The organism is Burkholderia lata (assembly GCF_000012945.1).
In the GTDB taxonomy this organism is placed as follows: domain Bacteria; phylum Pseudomonadota; class Gammaproteobacteria; order Burkholderiales; family Burkholderiaceae; genus Burkholderia; species Burkholderia lata.
Genome location: NC_007510.1, coordinates 1,195,052 through 1,210,678, shown reverse-complemented (window position 1 = coordinate 1,210,678; position 15,627 = coordinate 1,195,052). Strand labels below are relative to the sequence as shown.

The 15,627-nt window shown below is 67.3% G+C and carries 16 protein-coding genes; 7 read left to right on the top strand and 9 right to left on the bottom strand.

Features of this window, described 5'->3' with window-relative positions; genetic code table 11:
• The first annotated feature begins 65 nt into the window (after nucleotides 1–65).
• On the top strand, nucleotides 66–1,418 hold the full coding sequence (gudD, locus tag BCEP18194_RS11510; RefSeq protein ID WP_011351443.1) for a glucarate dehydratase: 1,353 nt from the start codon (nucleotides 66–68) through the stop codon (nucleotides 1,416–1,418).
• 295 nt (nucleotides 1,419–1,713) lie between these two features.
• Here gudD and BCEP18194_RS11505 read toward each other — a convergent pair whose 3' ends face one another.
• From BCEP18194_RS11505 to BCEP18194_RS11495, 3 genes are all read right to left on the bottom strand, one after another.
• Nucleotides 1,714–2,178: a DUF2214 family protein gene (locus BCEP18194_RS11505; RefSeq protein WP_011351442.1), complete on the bottom strand. Its 465-nt coding sequence runs from the start codon at nucleotides 2,176–2,178 to the stop codon at nucleotides 1,714–1,716.
• A gap of 39 nt (nucleotides 2,179–2,217) precedes the next feature.
• Nucleotides 2,218–3,024: a hypothetical protein gene (locus tag BCEP18194_RS11500; RefSeq protein WP_011351441.1), complete on the bottom strand. Its 807-nt coding sequence runs from the start codon at nucleotides 3,022–3,024 to the stop codon at nucleotides 2,218–2,220.
• A 237-nt stretch (nucleotides 3,025–3,261) separates the two neighbouring features.
• The gene (locus tag BCEP18194_RS11495; protein WP_011351440.1) at nucleotides 3,262–4,326 is read right to left on the bottom strand and encodes a glycosyltransferase family 4 protein; all 1,065 of its coding nucleotides are present in this window, start codon (nucleotides 4,324–4,326) and stop codon (nucleotides 3,262–3,264) included.
• A 563-nt stretch (nucleotides 4,327–4,889) separates the two neighbouring features.
• On the opposite strand from BCEP18194_RS11495, the gene BCEP18194_RS11490 reads away from it, so the two are divergent.
• Nucleotides 4,890–6,722 carry an ABC transporter ATP-binding protein gene (locus tag BCEP18194_RS11490; RefSeq protein ID WP_041492783.1) on the top strand — a complete coding sequence of 611 codons (1,833 nt, stop codon included), beginning with the start codon at nucleotides 4,890–4,892 and terminating at the stop codon, nucleotides 6,720–6,722.
• A 76-nt stretch (nucleotides 6,723–6,798) separates the two neighbouring features.
• Here the strand turns inward: BCEP18194_RS11490 and otsA are convergent, their stop codons facing one another.
• Both otsA and otsB read right to left on the bottom strand, forming a co-directional pair.
• Entirely contained in the window at nucleotides 6,799–8,178 is a 1,380-nt protein-coding gene (gene otsA / locus BCEP18194_RS11485; protein WP_011351438.1) for an alpha,alpha-trehalose-phosphate synthase (UDP-forming), read from the bottom strand.
• Entirely contained in the window at nucleotides 8,175–8,927 is a 753-nt protein-coding gene (otsB, locus tag BCEP18194_RS11480) for a trehalose-phosphatase (RefSeq protein WP_011351437.1), read from the bottom strand. Before otsB ends, otsA begins: the two co-directional genes overlap by 4 nt.
• Before the next feature lie 280 nt (nucleotides 8,928–9,207).
• On the opposite strand from otsB, the gene BCEP18194_RS11475 reads away from it, so the two are divergent.
• The 3 genes from BCEP18194_RS11475 to BCEP18194_RS11465 are packed head-to-tail and all read left to right on the top strand — an operon-like array spanning nucleotide 9,208 to nucleotide 11,182.
• Nucleotides 9,208–9,843 carry an SCO family protein gene (locus tag BCEP18194_RS11475; RefSeq protein ID WP_041492782.1) on the top strand — a complete coding sequence of 212 codons (636 nt, stop codon included), beginning with the start codon at nucleotides 9,208–9,210 and terminating at the stop codon, nucleotides 9,841–9,843.
• A gap of 12 nt (nucleotides 9,844–9,855) precedes the next feature.
• Nucleotides 9,856–10,302 (top strand): copper chaperone PCu(A)C, encoded by a 447-nt coding sequence (locus BCEP18194_RS11470; RefSeq protein ID WP_011351435.1) that lies wholly within the window; start codon nucleotides 9,856–9,858, stop codon nucleotides 10,300–10,302.
• Nucleotides 10,303–10,312: 10 nt separating this feature from the next.
• Nucleotides 10,313–11,182: a cytochrome c oxidase assembly protein gene (locus BCEP18194_RS11465; RefSeq protein WP_011351434.1), complete on the top strand. Its 870-nt coding sequence runs from the start codon at nucleotides 10,313–10,315 to the stop codon at nucleotides 11,180–11,182.
• A 22-nt stretch (nucleotides 11,183–11,204) separates the two neighbouring features.
• Here BCEP18194_RS11465 and BCEP18194_RS11460 read toward each other — a convergent pair whose 3' ends face one another.
• Nucleotides 11,205–11,690: a GNAT family N-acetyltransferase gene (locus BCEP18194_RS11460; protein ID WP_011351433.1), complete on the bottom strand. Its 486-nt coding sequence runs from the start codon at nucleotides 11,688–11,690 to the stop codon at nucleotides 11,205–11,207.
• A gap of 126 nt (nucleotides 11,691–11,816) precedes the next feature.
• Entirely contained in the window at nucleotides 11,817–12,689 is an 873-nt protein-coding gene (locus BCEP18194_RS11455) for a pirin family protein (RefSeq protein ID WP_011351432.1), read from the bottom strand.
• Between the two features lie 109 nt (nucleotides 12,690–12,798).
• Between BCEP18194_RS11455 and BCEP18194_RS11450 the strand changes: the two genes are divergently transcribed.
• The gene (locus BCEP18194_RS11450; protein WP_011351431.1) at nucleotides 12,799–13,716 is read left to right on the top strand and encodes a LysR family transcriptional regulator; all 918 of its coding nucleotides are present in this window, start codon (nucleotides 12,799–12,801) and stop codon (nucleotides 13,714–13,716) included.
• Between the two features lie 102 nt (nucleotides 13,717–13,818).
• Complete coding sequence (locus BCEP18194_RS11445) at nucleotides 13,819–14,322, top strand: GAF domain-containing protein (protein WP_011351430.1); 504 nt, start codon at nucleotides 13,819–13,821, stop codon at nucleotides 14,320–14,322.
• A 153-nt stretch (nucleotides 14,323–14,475) separates the two neighbouring features.
• Here BCEP18194_RS11445 and map read toward each other — a convergent pair whose 3' ends face one another.
• The gene (map, locus tag BCEP18194_RS11440; protein WP_011351429.1) at nucleotides 14,476–15,282 is read right to left on the bottom strand and encodes a type I methionyl aminopeptidase; all 807 of its coding nucleotides are present in this window, start codon (nucleotides 15,280–15,282) and stop codon (nucleotides 14,476–14,478) included.
• Nucleotides 15,282–15,518: a ParD-like family protein gene (locus BCEP18194_RS11435; RefSeq protein ID WP_041492781.1), complete on the bottom strand. Its 237-nt coding sequence runs from the start codon at nucleotides 15,516–15,518 to the stop codon at nucleotides 15,282–15,284. The genes map and BCEP18194_RS11435 overlap by 1 nt, the downstream gene beginning before the upstream one ends.
• Nucleotides 15,519–15,627: the final 109 nt, after the last annotated feature.

Here is a 15,627-nt window from a genome sequence, read left to right as displayed (position 1 = left end):
CCTCCCGCCGCGCGCGGCAAAGCTTTTGCCGCACGGCATTGCCCACCCTTTCGCCATCGCCGCCCATGAACGCCGTCACTGCCTCGCCCTCCCACGACACGCCGCGTATCGTCGACCTGCAAGCGATTCCGGTCGCCGGCCACGACAGCATGCTGCTCAACCTGAGCGGCGCACACGGCCCGTTCTTCACCCGCAACCTCGTGATCCTGAAGGACAGCGCGGGCCGGACCGGCGTCGGTGAAGTACCGGGCGGCGAAAGCATCCGCCGCACGCTCGACGATGCGCGCGCGCTCGTCGTCGGCCAGCCGGTCGGCAATTACCACGCGGTGCTCAACGACGTGCGGCGCACCTTCGCCGACCGCGACGCGAGCGGCCGCGGGCTGCAGACCTTCGACCTGCGCACGACGATCCACGCGGTCACCGCACTCGAAGCCGCGCTGCTCGACCTGCTCGGCCAGCATCTCGGCGTGCCGGTCGCCGCGTTGCTCGGCGAGGGCCAGCAGCGCGAGCGCGTCGAAATGCTCGGCTACCTGTTCTACATCGGCGACCGCACCAGGACCGCGCTCGCCTACCGCGACGGCAGCGGCGCGACCGACGACTGGACGCGCGTGCGCGACGAAGCCGCACTGACACCCGAGGCCGTCGTACGGCTCGCCGAGGCCGCGCATGCGCGCTACGGCTTCAACGACTTCAAGCTGAAGGGCGGCGTGTTCGAAGGCGCGAGCGAGATCGAGGCCGTGACGGCACTCGCCGAGCGCTTCCCCGACGCGCGCGTGACGCTCGACCCGAACGGCGCGTGGTCGCTCGACGAGGCCGTGCGGCTGTGCCGTGATCAGCATCACGTGCTCGCCTACGCGGAAGATCCGTGCGGCGCGGAGAACGGCTACTCGGGCCGCGAGGTGATGGCCGAATTCCGCCGCGCGACGGGGCTGCCGACGGCCACCAACATGATTGCGACAGACTGGCGGCAAATGGGTCACGCGGTGCAGCTGCAGGCCGTCGACATCCCGCTCGCCGATCCGCACTTCTGGACGATGCAGGGTTCGGTGCGCGTCGCGCAGATGTGCCGCGACTGGGGCCTCACGTGGGGCTCGCACTCGAACAACCACTTCGACGTGTCGCTCGCGATGTTCACGCACGTCGCGGCCGCCGCGCCGGGCCAGGTCACCGCGATCGACACGCACTGGATCTGGCAGGACGGCGAGCGGCTGACGCGCGAACCGCTGAAGATCGAGAACGGGCTGGTAGAGGTGCCGAAGCGGCCGGGGCTCGGCATCGATATCGACATGGATGCCGTCGCGGTCGCGCACGAACTGTACAAGCAGCACGGGCTCGGTGCCCGCGACGACGCGGCGGCGATGCAGTACCTGATTCCGGGTTGGACCTTCAACAACAAGCGCCCTTGCCTCGTGCGCTGAGCACGGGACGGACCGGGCGGCAGGATCGCCCGGTCGAGCCGGAATCGAAAGAAGCGATGCGGCCTGCGGCCGGGCTGGTGGGTATCGGGCGGAAACGCTGCGTAGGTCGAACGGGATCGCGATGATGGTGGTGGCAGCGATGGCTGGCCTGGCCGGCCTCGCCTAGCCTGCCTTGGCCTCGCCTGCCCTGCCTCGCCCAGGCCATACCTATCAGGCCGCGCCTACGCGGCCAGAGCTAGAGCAGGCCGCACCTACCCGGCCAAACCTCTACCCGACCAGACCTAGCCGGCCGCACCTACCCGGCCAGCCCAATCCCCCGCGCCATCCCCGACGCGGCGAACACGATGACGATCACCAGCACCGCCTGCCAATGGCCGATCCTCACATAGGTGCGAGCACGGCCGAGATCGGGCATCTGCTGCTGCCGCGCGGCGACGCGCCACCGGATCAGGCCGAGCATCGGCACGATTTCGAGCAGCAGGATCAACACGAGCGCGGTCATCTTCAGGTGAAAGAGCGGCTCGTGCAGGTAGTACGCCGAGCCTTTCTCGAAACCGCCGAACGCGCGCATCAGGCCCGTCACGATCAGCACGAGCGCCGACAGCCCCCACGCGGCATCCGCCTTGAATACGCCGGGCAAGTCGACCGCCTGCGCCGACGCAATAAGCCGGCGCAACGCGCGGTTACGCCCCGCGATCGCGGCAAACGCGACGCCGAACGCACTCAGGTGAATGGCAGCCAGTAACCAGCGGACGATCATCACGCCTCCCTGTCGCCCGCACGCCGTGCGCGGGACTTGTCAGACGATCTGTTTGAGCGCGGCGTCGAGCGCGAGCACCGCGACGCGGTCGCCTTCGGTCGCGAGCGGCGCACGCATGACGATCTGCCGGTTATGCCCGACGGCCGCCGGCGAATCCCACAGCAGTTCGACCTTCGGCCGATTGAAGAGGCTGCCGCGGCGCGGCGGCACGACGGCCGGCTGCGCGTCCGATGCGCCCTCGCCTGCGGCAGGTACCGCCCGGCCGGGCCAGCGCACCGACAGTTCGCGCGCGTCGTACTGGCCGACCTTGCGGCTTTCCATCCAGACGATCGTGGTGCGCGTCAGCACGTCGAGCGAAATCGCATAACGACCGACCGCAAAGCGGCGGGCGGCCACGTTGGTCCGCCACAGCGGCCGCGGGCGGCAGATCCAGACGATCGCCGCATAAAGCGCCGGTGCGGCGACGAGCCAGCCGTTGGTCGCCGTCACCGCCTGCAGCGCGAGGCGCCAGCCGTCCACCCAGACGAACATGCCGATCGACCAGACCGCGAACAGCAAACCGATCAGCGCGAAGACGCGCAGCGCCTGGCGCAGCCACTGCGGCAGCGGATGAAACGGCCGTTCGGCACGCGCGACGGCGCCCGGCAGTGCGAGCAGCAGGAAGATCAGGAGAAGGTAGACGAACGCCCAGGGCGACGACACCATCGCCGACAGCGACGAGCGATAACCCATCTGGGACATCGAGAACAGCCAGCGCGCGAGCAGCACGAGACCGATCGCACGCAACGCGAAGATCACACCGGCGCCGGGGGCCGGCGCTGCGCGCGTGGATTTCGTTCTCGCCAAGACTGCTCTCCTCTGGATATTCGTGCGGGGCCGGATTTCACGGCACGGCCATTATAGGGACATTACCGTCTGGACAGACGGACGGATGCCCTGCCGGGCCGCTTCGGAGGCCGTTCGCAGCGTCGGGCGCGGCGAGAATACAACAGATCCGCGCCGCGGATGTGACAACGCCCCGCCGGGAACCCGGACGGGGCGTCGATGGCAAGCCGCACGCCGCAGCGCGGCGGCGGCCCGCAATCAGCTTGCGTTGACTTCGCGGAGCACCGTGCGACGCTTCTGGCGCAGCAGTTCCTCGTAGCCCTTCACGTAGTTCTCTGCCATCACCTTCGACGAGAAGCGGGCTTCGAACGCGGCGCGGACCTTCTCGCGCGGCAGCGTATCGAGGCGCTTGAGCGCGGCAACAGCCGACAGCTCGTCTTCGACGACGAAGCCCGACACGCCGTTGTCGATCACTTCCGGCACCGAGCCGCGCTTGAACGCGATCACCGGCGTGCCGCAAGCCATCGCCTCGATCATCACCAGGCCGAAGGGCTCCGGCCAGTCGATCGGGAACAGCAGCGCGTGCGCGTTGCCGAGGAATTCGGTCTTTTCGGACTCGCTGATTTCGCCGATGTACTCGACGTGCGGCAGCGCGAACAGCGGCTTGATCTTCTCTTCGTAGTACGCGCGGTCAGCCTTGTCGAGCTTCGCGGCGATCTTGATCGGCAGGCCGGCCTGCTCGGCGATGCGGATCGCCGTATCGACGCGCTTTTCCGGCGAGATGCGGCCCAGGAACGCGAGGTAGCTCGGCTTCACGTTCGGGATCGGCGTCAGCAGGTTTTCTGGCAGGCCGTGGTAGACGGTCGACAGCCAGTTCGCTTGCGGCAGCGGGATGCGCTGGTTGTCGGAGATCGACACGACCGGCACGTCGTTGAATGCGTTGAAGATCGGCTGCAGTTCCGGCAGGTCGAGACGGCCGTGCATCGTCGTCAGATGCGGGACCGGCTGGCGCGAGAACAGCGAGAACGGGTAGTAGTCGATGTGGCAGTGCAGGACATCGAACTCTTCCGCGCGGCGGCGCACCTGCTCGAGGAGCAGCATGTGCGGGGCCATCACGTCGCGGATCGTCGGGTCGAGGCGCAGCGCCTGCGGCCAGCACGCTTCGAGCTTCGCGGAGGTTTGCGAATCGCCGCTCGCGAAGAGCGTGACGTCATGCCCCATCTCGACAAGTGCTTCGGTGAGGTAGGACACCACTCGCTCGGTACCACCGTACAGTTTCGGGGGCACCGCTTCGTGCAACGGAGCGATTTGGGCGATTCGCATGCGTAACTCCTAAAAAATCGGCTAAAAACCAGGTATGGGTCGGCAACCTGCCGGCGGTCCGGGCTGGATGCATTTCGTCCGAAAATCGGACGAATCAGCCTGCCGGGGGCGTCAAACCCGCGCTGCTCAAGGAGCGTCGGCGACGCGACAGGCATAGAACGTTTGAAACGAAGACCCGTTGACAGGGGTTCGTAAAAAACCTGGAATCGAACCCGGAGCCGATTATCTAGGGTTAATCCTGATACGGCGCACAACATTTCAAACACTTTACTTTGTTACAAAGGTGCAACACTTTGCAACCCGCGGACTTGGGTGTCCGTTCTAGAGTGGAAGGCCCTTTTGGCATTCCTTGACCCCGTGACCGCCGGCAGCGTGATTCTGGCACATGAGGCAGGACGGGATGCCGGATTTTATCTCAAAATCGATCGCGAGCCCCTGGCCAAGGCAAGATTCGCGCAGCGCGACACGCGGCCTTGTTTACAATGCCGGATTATTCAGTCCGGGCGAACGCCGGCCTGCGATCCAGCCGCCACGCTCAATCACCGAATCACCGCACGCATATTTTGGAATCTCTCACCCCTGCCCAGCGCAACGCCCACAACGCGAAGCTGTCGAGCTACGCGCATCGACCGATCGCGTTCCTGTTCCGCTACATTCGCCTGCATCCTGTCGCCCACCTGATCGTGCTCTGCAGCGTGCTGGCCGCCGTCGGCTGCGCGCTCGGCTCGCAATACGCGATCAAGCACCTGATCGACGTGCTGGCGACCGGGCGGCATCACCCCGGCCCGCTGTGGAGCGCATTCGCGCTGCTCGTCGGGCTGATCGCCGCCGACAACCTGCTGTGGCGCGTCGGCGGCTGGTTCGCCGCGCACACGTTCGTCGCCGTCACCGGCGACCTGCGGCGCGACCTGTTCCAGTACCTGATCGGCCATTCGCCCACCTACTACGCCGAGAAGCAGCCCGGCACGCTCGCGAGCCGCATCACGGCCACGTCGAACGCGGTCTACACGTCTGAAAACACGATGGCGTGGAACGTACTGCCGCCGTGCATCGCGGTGATGGGCGCGATCCTGATGATCATCGTCGTCAATCCGATGATGGCGGCGGGCCTGCTCGGCTGCTCCGCGGTGCTCTCCATCGTGCTGTTCAAGCTGGCCGGTCGCGGCTCGGCACGCCACCACGCATTCGCGGCGAAGGCCGCCGCGGTCGACGGCGAACTCGTCGACGTGATCGGTAACATGGGCCTCGTGCGTGCGTTCGGGATGACGCTGCGCGAACAGAAACGCTTCGGCGCGACGGTCAAGGCCGAGATGGACGCGCGCCAGCAAAGCCTGCTCTATCTCGAGAAGCTGCGCCTGCTGCACGCGGTGATCACCGCGATGCTGTCCGCCGGCCTGCTCGGCTGGGCGCTGTGGCTGTGGGACCAGGGCCGCGCGACGTCGGGCGACATCGTGCTCGTCAGCTCGCTCGGCTTCACGATCCTGCACGGCACGCGCGATCTCGCGGTCGCGCTCGTCGACGTCACGCAGCACATCGCGCGCCTGTCCGAAGCGGTCAAGACGCTGCTCGAGCCGCACGGGATGCCGGACCGCTCCGACGCGCAGCCGCTGTCGGCCAAGGGCGGCCGCGTCAACTTCGAGCGCGTGACGTTCGCGTATCCGCACCGCCGCGCGATCCTCGACCACTTCGACCTCCATATCGAGCCGGGCCAGCGCGTCGGCCTGATCGGCAAGTCGGGCGCCGGCAAGTCGACCGTGCTCGCGCTGCTGCAGCGCTTCTACGATACGCAGGACGGCGCCGTGCAGGTCGACGGCCAGGACGTGAAGACGATCACGCAGGACAGCCTGCGCCACGCGATCGCACTCGTGCCGCAGGACATCTCGCTGCTGCACCGGACGATCTACGACAACATCGCGTACGGCCGCCCCGAAGCGACCCGCGAGGAAGTGCTCGCCGCCGCGCGCGACGCGCGCTGCGCGGAGTTCATCGAAGCGATGCCGGAAGGCTATGACACGATCGTCGGCGACCGCGGCGTCAAGCTGTCGGGCGGCCAGCGCCAGCGCATCGCGATCGCGCGCGCGATCCTGAAGGATGCGCCGATCCTGCTGCTCGACGAAGCGACGTCCGCGCTCGACAGCGCATCCGAGGAAGCGATCCAGAGCGCGCTCGACCGCCTGATGGTCGGCCGCACGGTGATCGCGATCGCCCACCGCCTGTCGACGCTGCGCAACTTCGACCGGATCATCGTGATGAACAACGGCAAGGTCATCGACGACGGCGCGCCCGACGTGCTGCGCAACCGCCCGGGCCTGTACCGCGACCTGCTCGCGAAACAGCATGGCCGCCATCACCCGGCCCCCGACGGCAGCACGCCGACCGGCGAACGCGCGGCCTGACACGCCGGCCCGCACCCAACAAAAAAGCCGCAGTGCGCGTCGCACTGCGGCTTTTTTTATTGCTCGATGACGCCGGTTACGCGTGCTGAAGATCGCGCAGGAAGTTGTCGCGCCACACCGACACGTTGTTCTCGCGAAGCTGCGCAATCATGTCCGTATAACGCGCGCGCCGCTCGGCGAGCGGCATCGTCAGCGCCTGCGACAACGCGTCGGCCATTCCGTCGATATCGATCGGATTGACGATCAGCGCCCCCGTCAACTCGCGTGCGGCGCCCGCGAAGCGCGACAGTACGAGCACGCCCGGATCCTCCGGATTCTGCGCGGACACGTATTCCTTCGCGACGAGATTCATCCCGTCGCGCAGCGGCGTCACGTAGCCGACCCGCGCGAGCCGGTACAGCGCAGCGAGCAGCTGGCGGTCGTACTGACGATGGATATAGAGGATCGGCGCCCAGTCGAGCTCGGCGAAGCGTCCGTTGATGCGCCCCGACTCCCCTTCGAGCTGTAGCCGGATGTCCTGGTACGCGCGCAGCTCCGCGCGGGTCGACGGCGCGATCTGCAGGAACGACACGCGATTGCGATGCGACGGCTCGTGCTCGAGCAGCTTCTCGAACGCACGGAAGCGCTCGACGAGCCCCTTCGAATAATCGAGCCGGTCGACGCTCATGATCAGCTTGCGGCCGCGCAGCGAGATCGCGAGCGTGCGCACCGCCTTGCCGTGCTCGCCGGCCTGCGCGAGCGACGCGATCTCGTCCGGATGCACGCCGATCGGATAGGCGGCCGCGCGCAGCGTCCGGCCGAATGCGCGCACCGTCGCCAGGTGGCCGTCGCGCTCGATCACGCCGTCCGCTTCGGATTCGACGTAGTCGCAGAACGCGCGCAGGTCGGGTTCGGTCTGGAAACCGATCAGGTCGAACGCGCACAGTGACTCGACGAGATCGCGATGCGGCGGCACGTTGACGAGCACCTGTGCAGCCGGAAACGGGATATGCAGGAAGAAGCCGATGCGGTTCTTCACGCCGGCCGCGCGCAGTGCGCGCGCGAACGGGATCAGGTGATAGTCGTGCACCCAGATCACGTCGTCGTCCTGCAGCAGCGGCACGAGCTGCTGGGCAAGCCACACGTTCACGCGGCTGTAGCCTTCGAACTCGTGACGGTCGTACTGGATCAGGTCGGTGCGGTAATGAAACGCGGGCCACAGCGTCGCGTTCGAGAAGCCGCGGTAATACTGGTCGTAGTCGCGCCGCGACAGGCCGATGGTCGCGAACGTGACCGGCCCGTGCTCCTCGACGCGAATTTGCGGTGCGCCGGACGCGACGACCTCGCCGCTCCAGCCGAACCACATGCCGCCCGTCTCCTTCAGCGCATCGTAGACGCCGATCGCGAGACCACCCGCCGCCGGTTCGCCTTCCGAAATCGGCGCAACGCGGTTTGAAACAATGATGAGGCGACTCATGCGTCCGACTGCCCCGCACCAAGCCAGCACGCGATCTGCTCATGCAGCGCGTCGACCGAATCGAGCCGCATGCGGGCGGACGTCTCGCCCGCGCCGACCTTGATCGACAGGCCGCCGCGCGCGTTGACCACCGCGAAGCCCTTCTCGTCGGTCAGGTCGTCGCCCGCGAACACCGGCACGCGGCCGGCAAACGGCGGCTCGTCGAGGAACGCGGCGAGCGCGCGCCCCTTGTCGACGCCTTTCGGCTTGATCTCGAACACCATCTTGCCGGGCTGCAGCACATACGCATCGGCATAGTCGGCGACGAGGCGCTCGGTGGCCGCGCGCGCCGCCGCCTCGCGCTCGGGCGCGTTGCGGTAGTGCAGCGCGACGGCCGCGCCCTTGATTTCGAGCAGCATGCCCGGATGACGGTCGACGACGGCCGCCAGCTCGCGCTCGATGCGCAGCAGGCGTTCGTCGTTGAAGCCGATACGTTGCGTGTCGCCGTTCGCATCGCGACGCTCCGCGCCGTGCAGGCCGGCGATCGGCATGTCGGGCATCTTCAGGAACGTGTCGATGTTGTCGATCCCGCGCCCGGACACGATCGCGACCGCGCCGTGCGAGCGGCGCTGCAGCTCGTCGAGCAGCGTCAGCAGCGACGGCGGAACATGAATGCTGTCGGGCGTCGGCGCCAACTCGACGAGCGTGCCGTCGAAGTCGAAGAAGAACGCGGTATCGGTCAGGGACAGGGAAGCCGGAACGGATTGCATCGATTCGATAGTGTGAGGGCCGGCCGGCAAACGCCGGGCGGCCGCTGCGCGAATGGAATTGTGCGCATCTTACCGCGCCTGCGCATCGAGATGGGCGAAACCGGCGCAGCGCCGGCATCGCGCCGCCCACTGCGTCAACTGCGACATATTGCCCCGCTCGCCCGTCGCGTACGGGTTTCGAAAGGACGCCGGTGCGCGAATTGCGCTACAGTCGCAACCGCCTGCCGCGCGACGCATGGCGCCGCGCCCCGGCTACCATTTCGTCCGATCGAGCCCCAGGATGTCGTCTGCCCGTCCCGCGCCGCACCGGCGCTTCTCCCGCCTCATCCGCACGGCCGCGGCCCTCGCCGCCGCCGTGGCACTCGCCGCGTGCACGCACGACGAGCCACGCTGGAACCTCACCAACGTGACCGGCCACCTGCCCGACCTGTCGTTCACGCTGACGGGCGGCGACGGCCACCCCGTTGACGCCGATGCATTCCACGGCCAGGTTGCGCTCGTCTACTTCGGCTACACGCACTGCCCCGATGTCTGCCCCGAAACGATGGCACGGCTGATGGAAGTGCTCACGAAGCTCGGCCCGCAGGCAAACAACGTGCGCATCCTGTTCGTGTCGGTCGACCCTGCGCGCGACACGCCGCAGGCCATGCAATCGTATGTCGCCGCGTTCGATGCCGCGCATGCGCGCGGCCTGACCGGCACCGACCGCCAGATCGAATCGCTCGCGAAGCGCTATCGCGTCGCGTACCAGATGGAAAAGCGCGATCCGTCGGGCGGCTACGAAGTCACGCACAGCTCGGCCGTCTACATCTTCGACGCGAGCGGCCGCGCCCGCCTGCTTGCGACCGACCGCGACTCGCCCGACGCCATCGCCGCCGATGTGCGCCGGATCATCGACACCGCCTCCACTACCTGAATTCATCCCGACATGAAAACGAAAACGACCCTCAAGACGCTCGCCCTCCTCGCCGCGCTGTGCGCAGGCGCCCACGCGTATGCCGCCGGCGCGATCACTGCGCAGAACGCGTGGGTGCGCTGGCTGCCGAACAAGCTGCCGGCCGGCGGCTACGTGACGCTCGTGAACACGAGCGACAAGCCGGTCGATCTCGTCGACGTCGACAGCCCCGACTACGGGATGGCCATGCTGCACCAGACCGTCTCGAACGGCTCGACGCAGAAGATGGAAATGGTCGACAAGCTGACGATCCCCGCGCGCGGCAAGGTCGACATCGCGCCGGGCGGCTACCACTTCATGCTCGAAGAGCCGAAGCACGCGATCAAGCCGGGCGACACCGTGCACCTGCGCCTGAAGTTCTCCGACGGCGAAACGGTCGATGCGCCGTTCGCCGTGAAGTCGCCGGCCCAGGCGAAGTAATGCGCGCACGATGAACCTCCTGTACTGGCTCGATCCGTGGGAACCGTCGCCCACCGTGGTGATCGCGGTGCTGACCGCTGCCGTGCTGTTCGCGCGCGGCGTGAAGAAGGCGAAGGTGTCGCCGCTGCGGCAGTTCTCGTTCTGGTTCGGGCTGACGGCGCTCTACATCGCACTGCATACGCGGCTCGACTATTTCTTCGAGCACGAGTTCTTCCTGCATCGCGCGCAGCACCTGGTGCTGCACCACCTCGGGCCGTTCTTTATCGCGCTGTCCTATCCGGGCGCGGCGATTCGCGCGGGCATCCCGTTCCGCTGGCGGCAGCGTTTCGTGCGCCCTGCACTCGCATGGGCGCCCGTGCGCGCGACGCTCGACGTGGTGTTCCATCCCGTCGTCGCGGTCGTGCTGTTCGTCGGGCTGATCTATTTCTGGCTGCTGTCGCCGATCCACTTCATCGCGATGCTCGACTGGCGTCTCTATCGCGTGATGAACTGGAGCATGGTGATCGACGGGCTGCTGTTCTGGTGGCTCGTCGTCGATCCGCGTCCCGCGCCGCCCGCGCGGTTGTCGCCGGGCCGCCGGATCCTGATCGTCGTCGCGGCGATCCCGCCGCAGATCGCGCTCGGCGCGCTGATCTTCTTCACGCCGCACGAGCTGTATCCGATCTATTCGATCTGCGGCCGTGCGTTCACGTGGCTGAGCCCGCTGCGCGACCAGCAGATCGGTGGCCTGCTGCTGTGGATTCCCGGCTCGATGATGAGCGTGATCGGCGCGCTGATCGCGCTGCGGCACTGGTTGCGGCTGTCCGCGCGCGGCCGCCTGATCGATGAACGGGCCGCGCAGCGCGCGGACCGGCCGCCGGTAGCAAACGCCGCGCACTGACCGCTGCGCGGCGCGTCGCGCATTACGCGCGCGCGCTGCTCATCCACACGTGCGGGATGCCGTCCTCGTCGTGCACGTCCGAACTCGGCGTGAAGCCGAATGCCCCGTAAAAACGCTGCAAGTGGGCCTGCGCATGCAGGCTCACCGGCGTATCCGGCCACTGCGCGCGGATATGCTCGAGCGCGCGCGACAGCAGCCCGTTGCCTAGGCCCGCGCCGCGGAACGCGGCGGTCGTCAGCACGCGGCCGATGCGTACGTCGGTGTTCTGCGCATCGGGCAGCAGCACGCGAAGATAGCCGGCCACGCGGCCTGCCGGATCGAAGGCGGCCAGGTGCCATGCGGTCTGGTCCGCGTCGTCGATATCGCGATACACGCAGTTCTGCTCGACGACGAACACCGCGCTGCGTGCTTCGAGGATCGAATAGACTTCGCGCGCCGTCAGCGCGTCGAAGGATTTCCAGCGCCAGTCGAGATCGGCGGCGCTCGGGGATGCAGCGGATGCGTTCATGGTCGGTCCTGATTCGGGCGCGCCGGCCGGCGCGCGGCAATCGACGATTATGCCTCGAAGCGCACTCGCCGCGCGATCGACTGTCCGCGCGCAAAAAAAGGCCCCGCATTGCGCGGGGCCTGTCCGTCATGCCGGCATCTGGCCGAAGCGGCCGCTGTTGAAGTCCTCGATCGCGGTACGGATCTCCTCTTGCGAGTTCATCACGAACGGCCCGTAACCGACGACAGGTTCGTCGATCGGCTCGCCGCTCAGGATCAGCAGCTTCGCGTCGCCGTTCGCTTCGATCTCGACGTCGCTGCCGTCGCGGCCGAGTTGCACGAACTGCGCTTCGCGAGCGACCGTCTCACCGTTCACCTGCACGGTACCGCTCAGCACGACCACCGCGAGCGTGCGCCCGTCGGCGACCGGGAACCGCACATGGCCGCCGGCCACGAGCCGCACGTCCCACACATCGATCGGCGTATGCGTGCGGGCCGGGCCGCGCCGCCCGTCGAATTCACCCGCGATGATCCGCGCATGCCCCGCGCCGTCCGGCAGCTCGACCACGGGGATGTCGGCGTTCAGCAGCGTCTGGTAGCCGGGCGCACCCATCTTGTCCGCGGCGGGCAGGTTCACCCACAGCTGCACCATCTCGAGCGGGCCGCCCCGCTGCGTGAACCCTTCCGAGTGGAATTCCTCATGGAGGATCCCGCTCGCGGCCGTCATCCACTGCACGTCGCCCGGGCCGATCACGCCGCCCGCGCCGGTCGAGTCGCGGTGCGCGACCTCGCCGTCATAGACGATCGTCACCGTTTCGAACCCGCGATGCGGATGCTGGCCGACACCGCGCGGTGCCGAGACCGAACCCGGCTCGAACGTGGCCGGGCCGGCGTAATCGAGCAGCAGGAACGGGCTCAGGTGCGCGCCGTGAGACTGGTAGCTGAACATCGAACGCACCGGGAAACCGTCGCCGACCCAATGGCCGCGCGGCGCACTGTAGACACCCTGGATCTTCTTCATTGCCTTCTCCGAATTGCGGCGAAACACGTGTTTCGCATCCTGGGTAGAAATATAGTGGTGGAACGATCGATCCGGTAGACTGCCAAAATCGCACTCAGCGTTCCATTTCATGAACGATAAAGCGCGGGATCTGAACGATCTCTATTACTTCGTGCAGGTCGTCGAACACGGCGGCTTCGCACCGGCCGGGCGTGCGCTGGACATGCCGAAATCGAAGCTGAGTCGCCGCATCGCGCTGCTCGAGGCGCGGCTCGGGATGCGGCTGATCCAGCGCTCGACGCGGCGCTTCACGGTTACCGACGTCGGCCAGACCTATTACGCGCATTGCCGCGCGATGCTCGTCGAAGCCGATGCGGCCGACGAGGCGATCGCGCTGCTGCACGAGGAACCGCGCGGCATCGTGCGCGTCAGTTGCCCGATCGTACTGCTCGATTCGCTGGTCGGCACGATGATCGCCGCGTTCATGGTTGCGTGCCCACGCGTCGAGATCCATCTGGAAGCGACCAACCGGCGCGTCGACGTGGTTGGCGAAGGGATCGACGTCGCGATCCGCGTGCGCCCGCCGCCACTCGAAGACAGCGATCTCGCGCTGCGCATGCTGGCCGAGCGCGGCCAATGCCTCGTCGCGAGCCCCTCGCTGCTGCGCGAGCACGGCGCACCGGCCGTTCCCGCCGATCTCGCACGCCTGCCGAGTCTCGATCACGGCGCCCCGCAGTCCGCGCACGTGTGGCGACTGCGCGGGCCCGATGGCGCTCACGCGGAAATTCATCACCAGCCGCGCTTCGTGACGGGCGGCATGCTCGCGCTGCGCGCGGCGGCCGTCGCGGGCGTCGGCATCGTGCAATTGCCGACGATGATGGTGCGCGATGAGGTCGCGCGCGGCGAGCTGGTGACCGTACTGCCCGACTGGGCGCCGCGCCGCGAGATCGTGCATGCGGTGTTCGCGTCGCGCCGGGGGCTGCTGCCCTCAGTACGCGCGCTGCTCGATTTCCTGGCGGAGCGGTTTGCCGAACTCGAACCCGATTGAGCGCGCCGCTTCACGCGTAACCGGGCGCTGCAAACCACGCACGCGTGCCGTAGACTGCGGTACGCGCATCGCGCATTCCACAACCCTGATCGTTTTCCCGCCATGTTCACGCTGTCCAACGACCCCAACGCCTCCAAGGCCGATCAATACGCGACGCTCGTCGAGCAGGCACGCGCGCTCGTCGAATCCGAACGCGACCTGACCGCGAACGCGGCCAATTTTTCCGCGCTGGTCTACCACTCGCTCGACCGTCTCAACTGGGCCGGTTTCTACTTCTTCGACGGGACGGAACTCGTGGTCGGACCGTTCCAGGGCAAGCCCGCCTGCGTGCGGATCGCGCTCGGCAAGGGCGTGTGCGGCACGGCCGCGCAGACGCGCGAGACGCAGGTCGTGCGCGACGTGCATGACTTCCCCGGCCATATCGCGTGCGACGCCGCATCGGAATCGGAAATCGTCGTGCCGCTGGTGGCCGCCGACGGCACGCTGATCGGCGTGTGGGACGTCGACAGCCCGGTCGCCGCACGCTTCGACGACGAAGACCGCAAGGGGATGGAAGCGCTGTGCCGCGTGTTCGTCGAATCCGCATGGCAGAAGGCGCGCGGTTGAGCGGCGGCCAAGCCGCGCTCCCCCACCGAGCAGCCGGTCGGCGCGTTCGCGCGTAAATCGCGCCGCGCAACCTGGAACGAAAACGAAACGGGCCCCGCAAAGGGGCCCGTTTCACTGTGACGCCGCACCGCCGTTCGCGGCGCACTGCAGATATCAGGCGGCGTGCGTGCCGGACAGCACCGGAAACGCCTGCGGCTTCACGTCCTCGGACAGCACCTCGAAGCCCGTCTCGGTCACCACGACCATGTGCTCCCATTGCGCCGACAGCGAATGGTCCTTCGTGACGACCGTCCAGCCGTCCGCCAGCATGCGCGTGTCGCGCTTGCCTGCGTTGAGCATCGGCTCGATCGTGAAGATCATCCCCGGCCGGAGCGGCACGCCGGTGCCCGGGCGGCCGTAGTGAAGCACCTGCGGCTCGTCGTGATAGACATCGCCGATGCCGTGCCCGCAGTACTCGCGAACCACGCTGAATCCTTCGCGATGCGCGACCTGCTGGATCGCGTAGCCGACGTCGCCGAGCGTTGCGCCCGGACGCACCGCGCGAATGCCCGCGTGCATCGCCTCATAGGTCGTCGCGACAAGCCGACGCGCGAGCTCGTTCGGTTCGCCGACGAAATACATGCGGCTCGTATCGCCGAACCAGCCGTCCTTGATCACCGCAATGTCGAGGTTCACGATGTCGCCGTCGCGCAGCGGCCGCGACGTCGGAATGCCGTGACACACCACGTGATTGACCGACGTGCAGAGCGTCTTCGGATAACCGTGGTAGCCGATGTTCGCCGGGATCGCACCGAGCACGTCGACGATGTAGTTGCGGCAGAGCACGTCCAGCTCGTCGGTGGTGACACCCGGCTTCACGTGCTCGGTGATCATCGTCAGCACCTGCGACGCGAGCTTCGCGGCTTCGCGCGACTTGGCGATTTCCGCGGCGCCGCGGATCGGGATTTCTCGCTTCGCCATTACGCCACCTGCTCGATGCCGTGCTCGACCGATTCCGCCGGCCCCGCTTCACCGCCCCGCGCTTCGGCCTCGATCAGCATCCGGCAGATGTCCCCGTAGGACAGCGCCGGATTGAGTTCCGCCAGCATCCCGACGCGCAGCCAGTGTTCGGCCTGCGCGTTGATCGAGCGGCTCAGCGCCGTGCTGGTCGAGCGCAGCCGCTCGTGCATGTGCTCGGAAATCTTGATGATGCCCATATATCCCCAATTAAACGAAACGTAGTCGATTCGTATATTACGCCGCGCGCGACTGCCGGGCAAGCCGTTCGGATTCCATCGAGCCATCGGACGTCAATCCCGTTGACAT

Bases quoted from the DNA above. Each gene is read 5' to 3' on its own strand.
- BCEP18194_RS11495 (WP_011351440.1), bottom strand. From the start codon at position 4,326: ATGCGAATCGCCCAAATCGCTCCGTTGCACGAAGCGGTGCCCCCGAAA.
- gudD (WP_011351443.1), top strand. From the start codon at position 66: ATGAACGCCGTCACTGCCTCGCCCTCCCACGACACGCCGCGTATCGTC.
- BCEP18194_RS11455 (WP_011351432.1), bottom strand. From the start codon at position 12,689: ATGAAGAAGATCCAGGGTGTCTACAGTGCGCCGCGCGGCCATTGGGTC.
- otsA (WP_011351438.1), bottom strand. From the start codon at position 8,178: ATGAGTCGCCTCATCATTGTTTCAAACCGCGTTGCGCCGATTTCGGAA.
- BCEP18194_RS11450 (WP_011351431.1), top strand. From the start codon at position 12,799: ATGAACGATAAAGCGCGGGATCTGAACGATCTCTATTACTTCGTGCAG.
- BCEP18194_RS11475 (WP_041492782.1), top strand. From the start codon at position 9,208: ATGTCGTCTGCCCGTCCCGCGCCGCACCGGCGCTTCTCCCGCCTCATC.
- BCEP18194_RS11505 (WP_011351442.1), bottom strand. From the start codon at position 2,178: ATGATCGTCCGCTGGTTACTGGCTGCCATTCACCTGAGTGCGTTCGGC.
- map (WP_011351429.1), bottom strand. From the start codon at position 15,282: ATGGCGAAGCGAGAAATCCCGATCCGCGGCGCCGCGGAAATCGCCAAG.
- BCEP18194_RS11465 (WP_011351434.1), top strand. From the start codon at position 10,313: ATGAACCTCCTGTACTGGCTCGATCCGTGGGAACCGTCGCCCACCGTG.
- BCEP18194_RS11470 (WP_011351435.1), top strand. From the start codon at position 9,856: ATGAAAACGAAAACGACCCTCAAGACGCTCGCCCTCCTCGCCGCGCTG.
- otsB (WP_011351437.1), bottom strand. From the start codon at position 8,927: ATGCAATCCGTTCCGGCTTCCCTGTCCCTGACCGATACCGCGTTCTTC.
- BCEP18194_RS11460 (WP_011351433.1), bottom strand. From the start codon at position 11,690: ATGAACGCATCCGCTGCATCCCCGAGCGCCGCCGATCTCGACTGGCGC.
- BCEP18194_RS11435 (WP_041492781.1), bottom strand. From the start codon at position 15,518: ATGGGCATCATCAAGATTTCCGAGCACATGCACGAGCGGCTGCGCTCG.
- BCEP18194_RS11445 (WP_011351430.1), top strand. From the start codon at position 13,819: ATGTTCACGCTGTCCAACGACCCCAACGCCTCCAAGGCCGATCAATAC.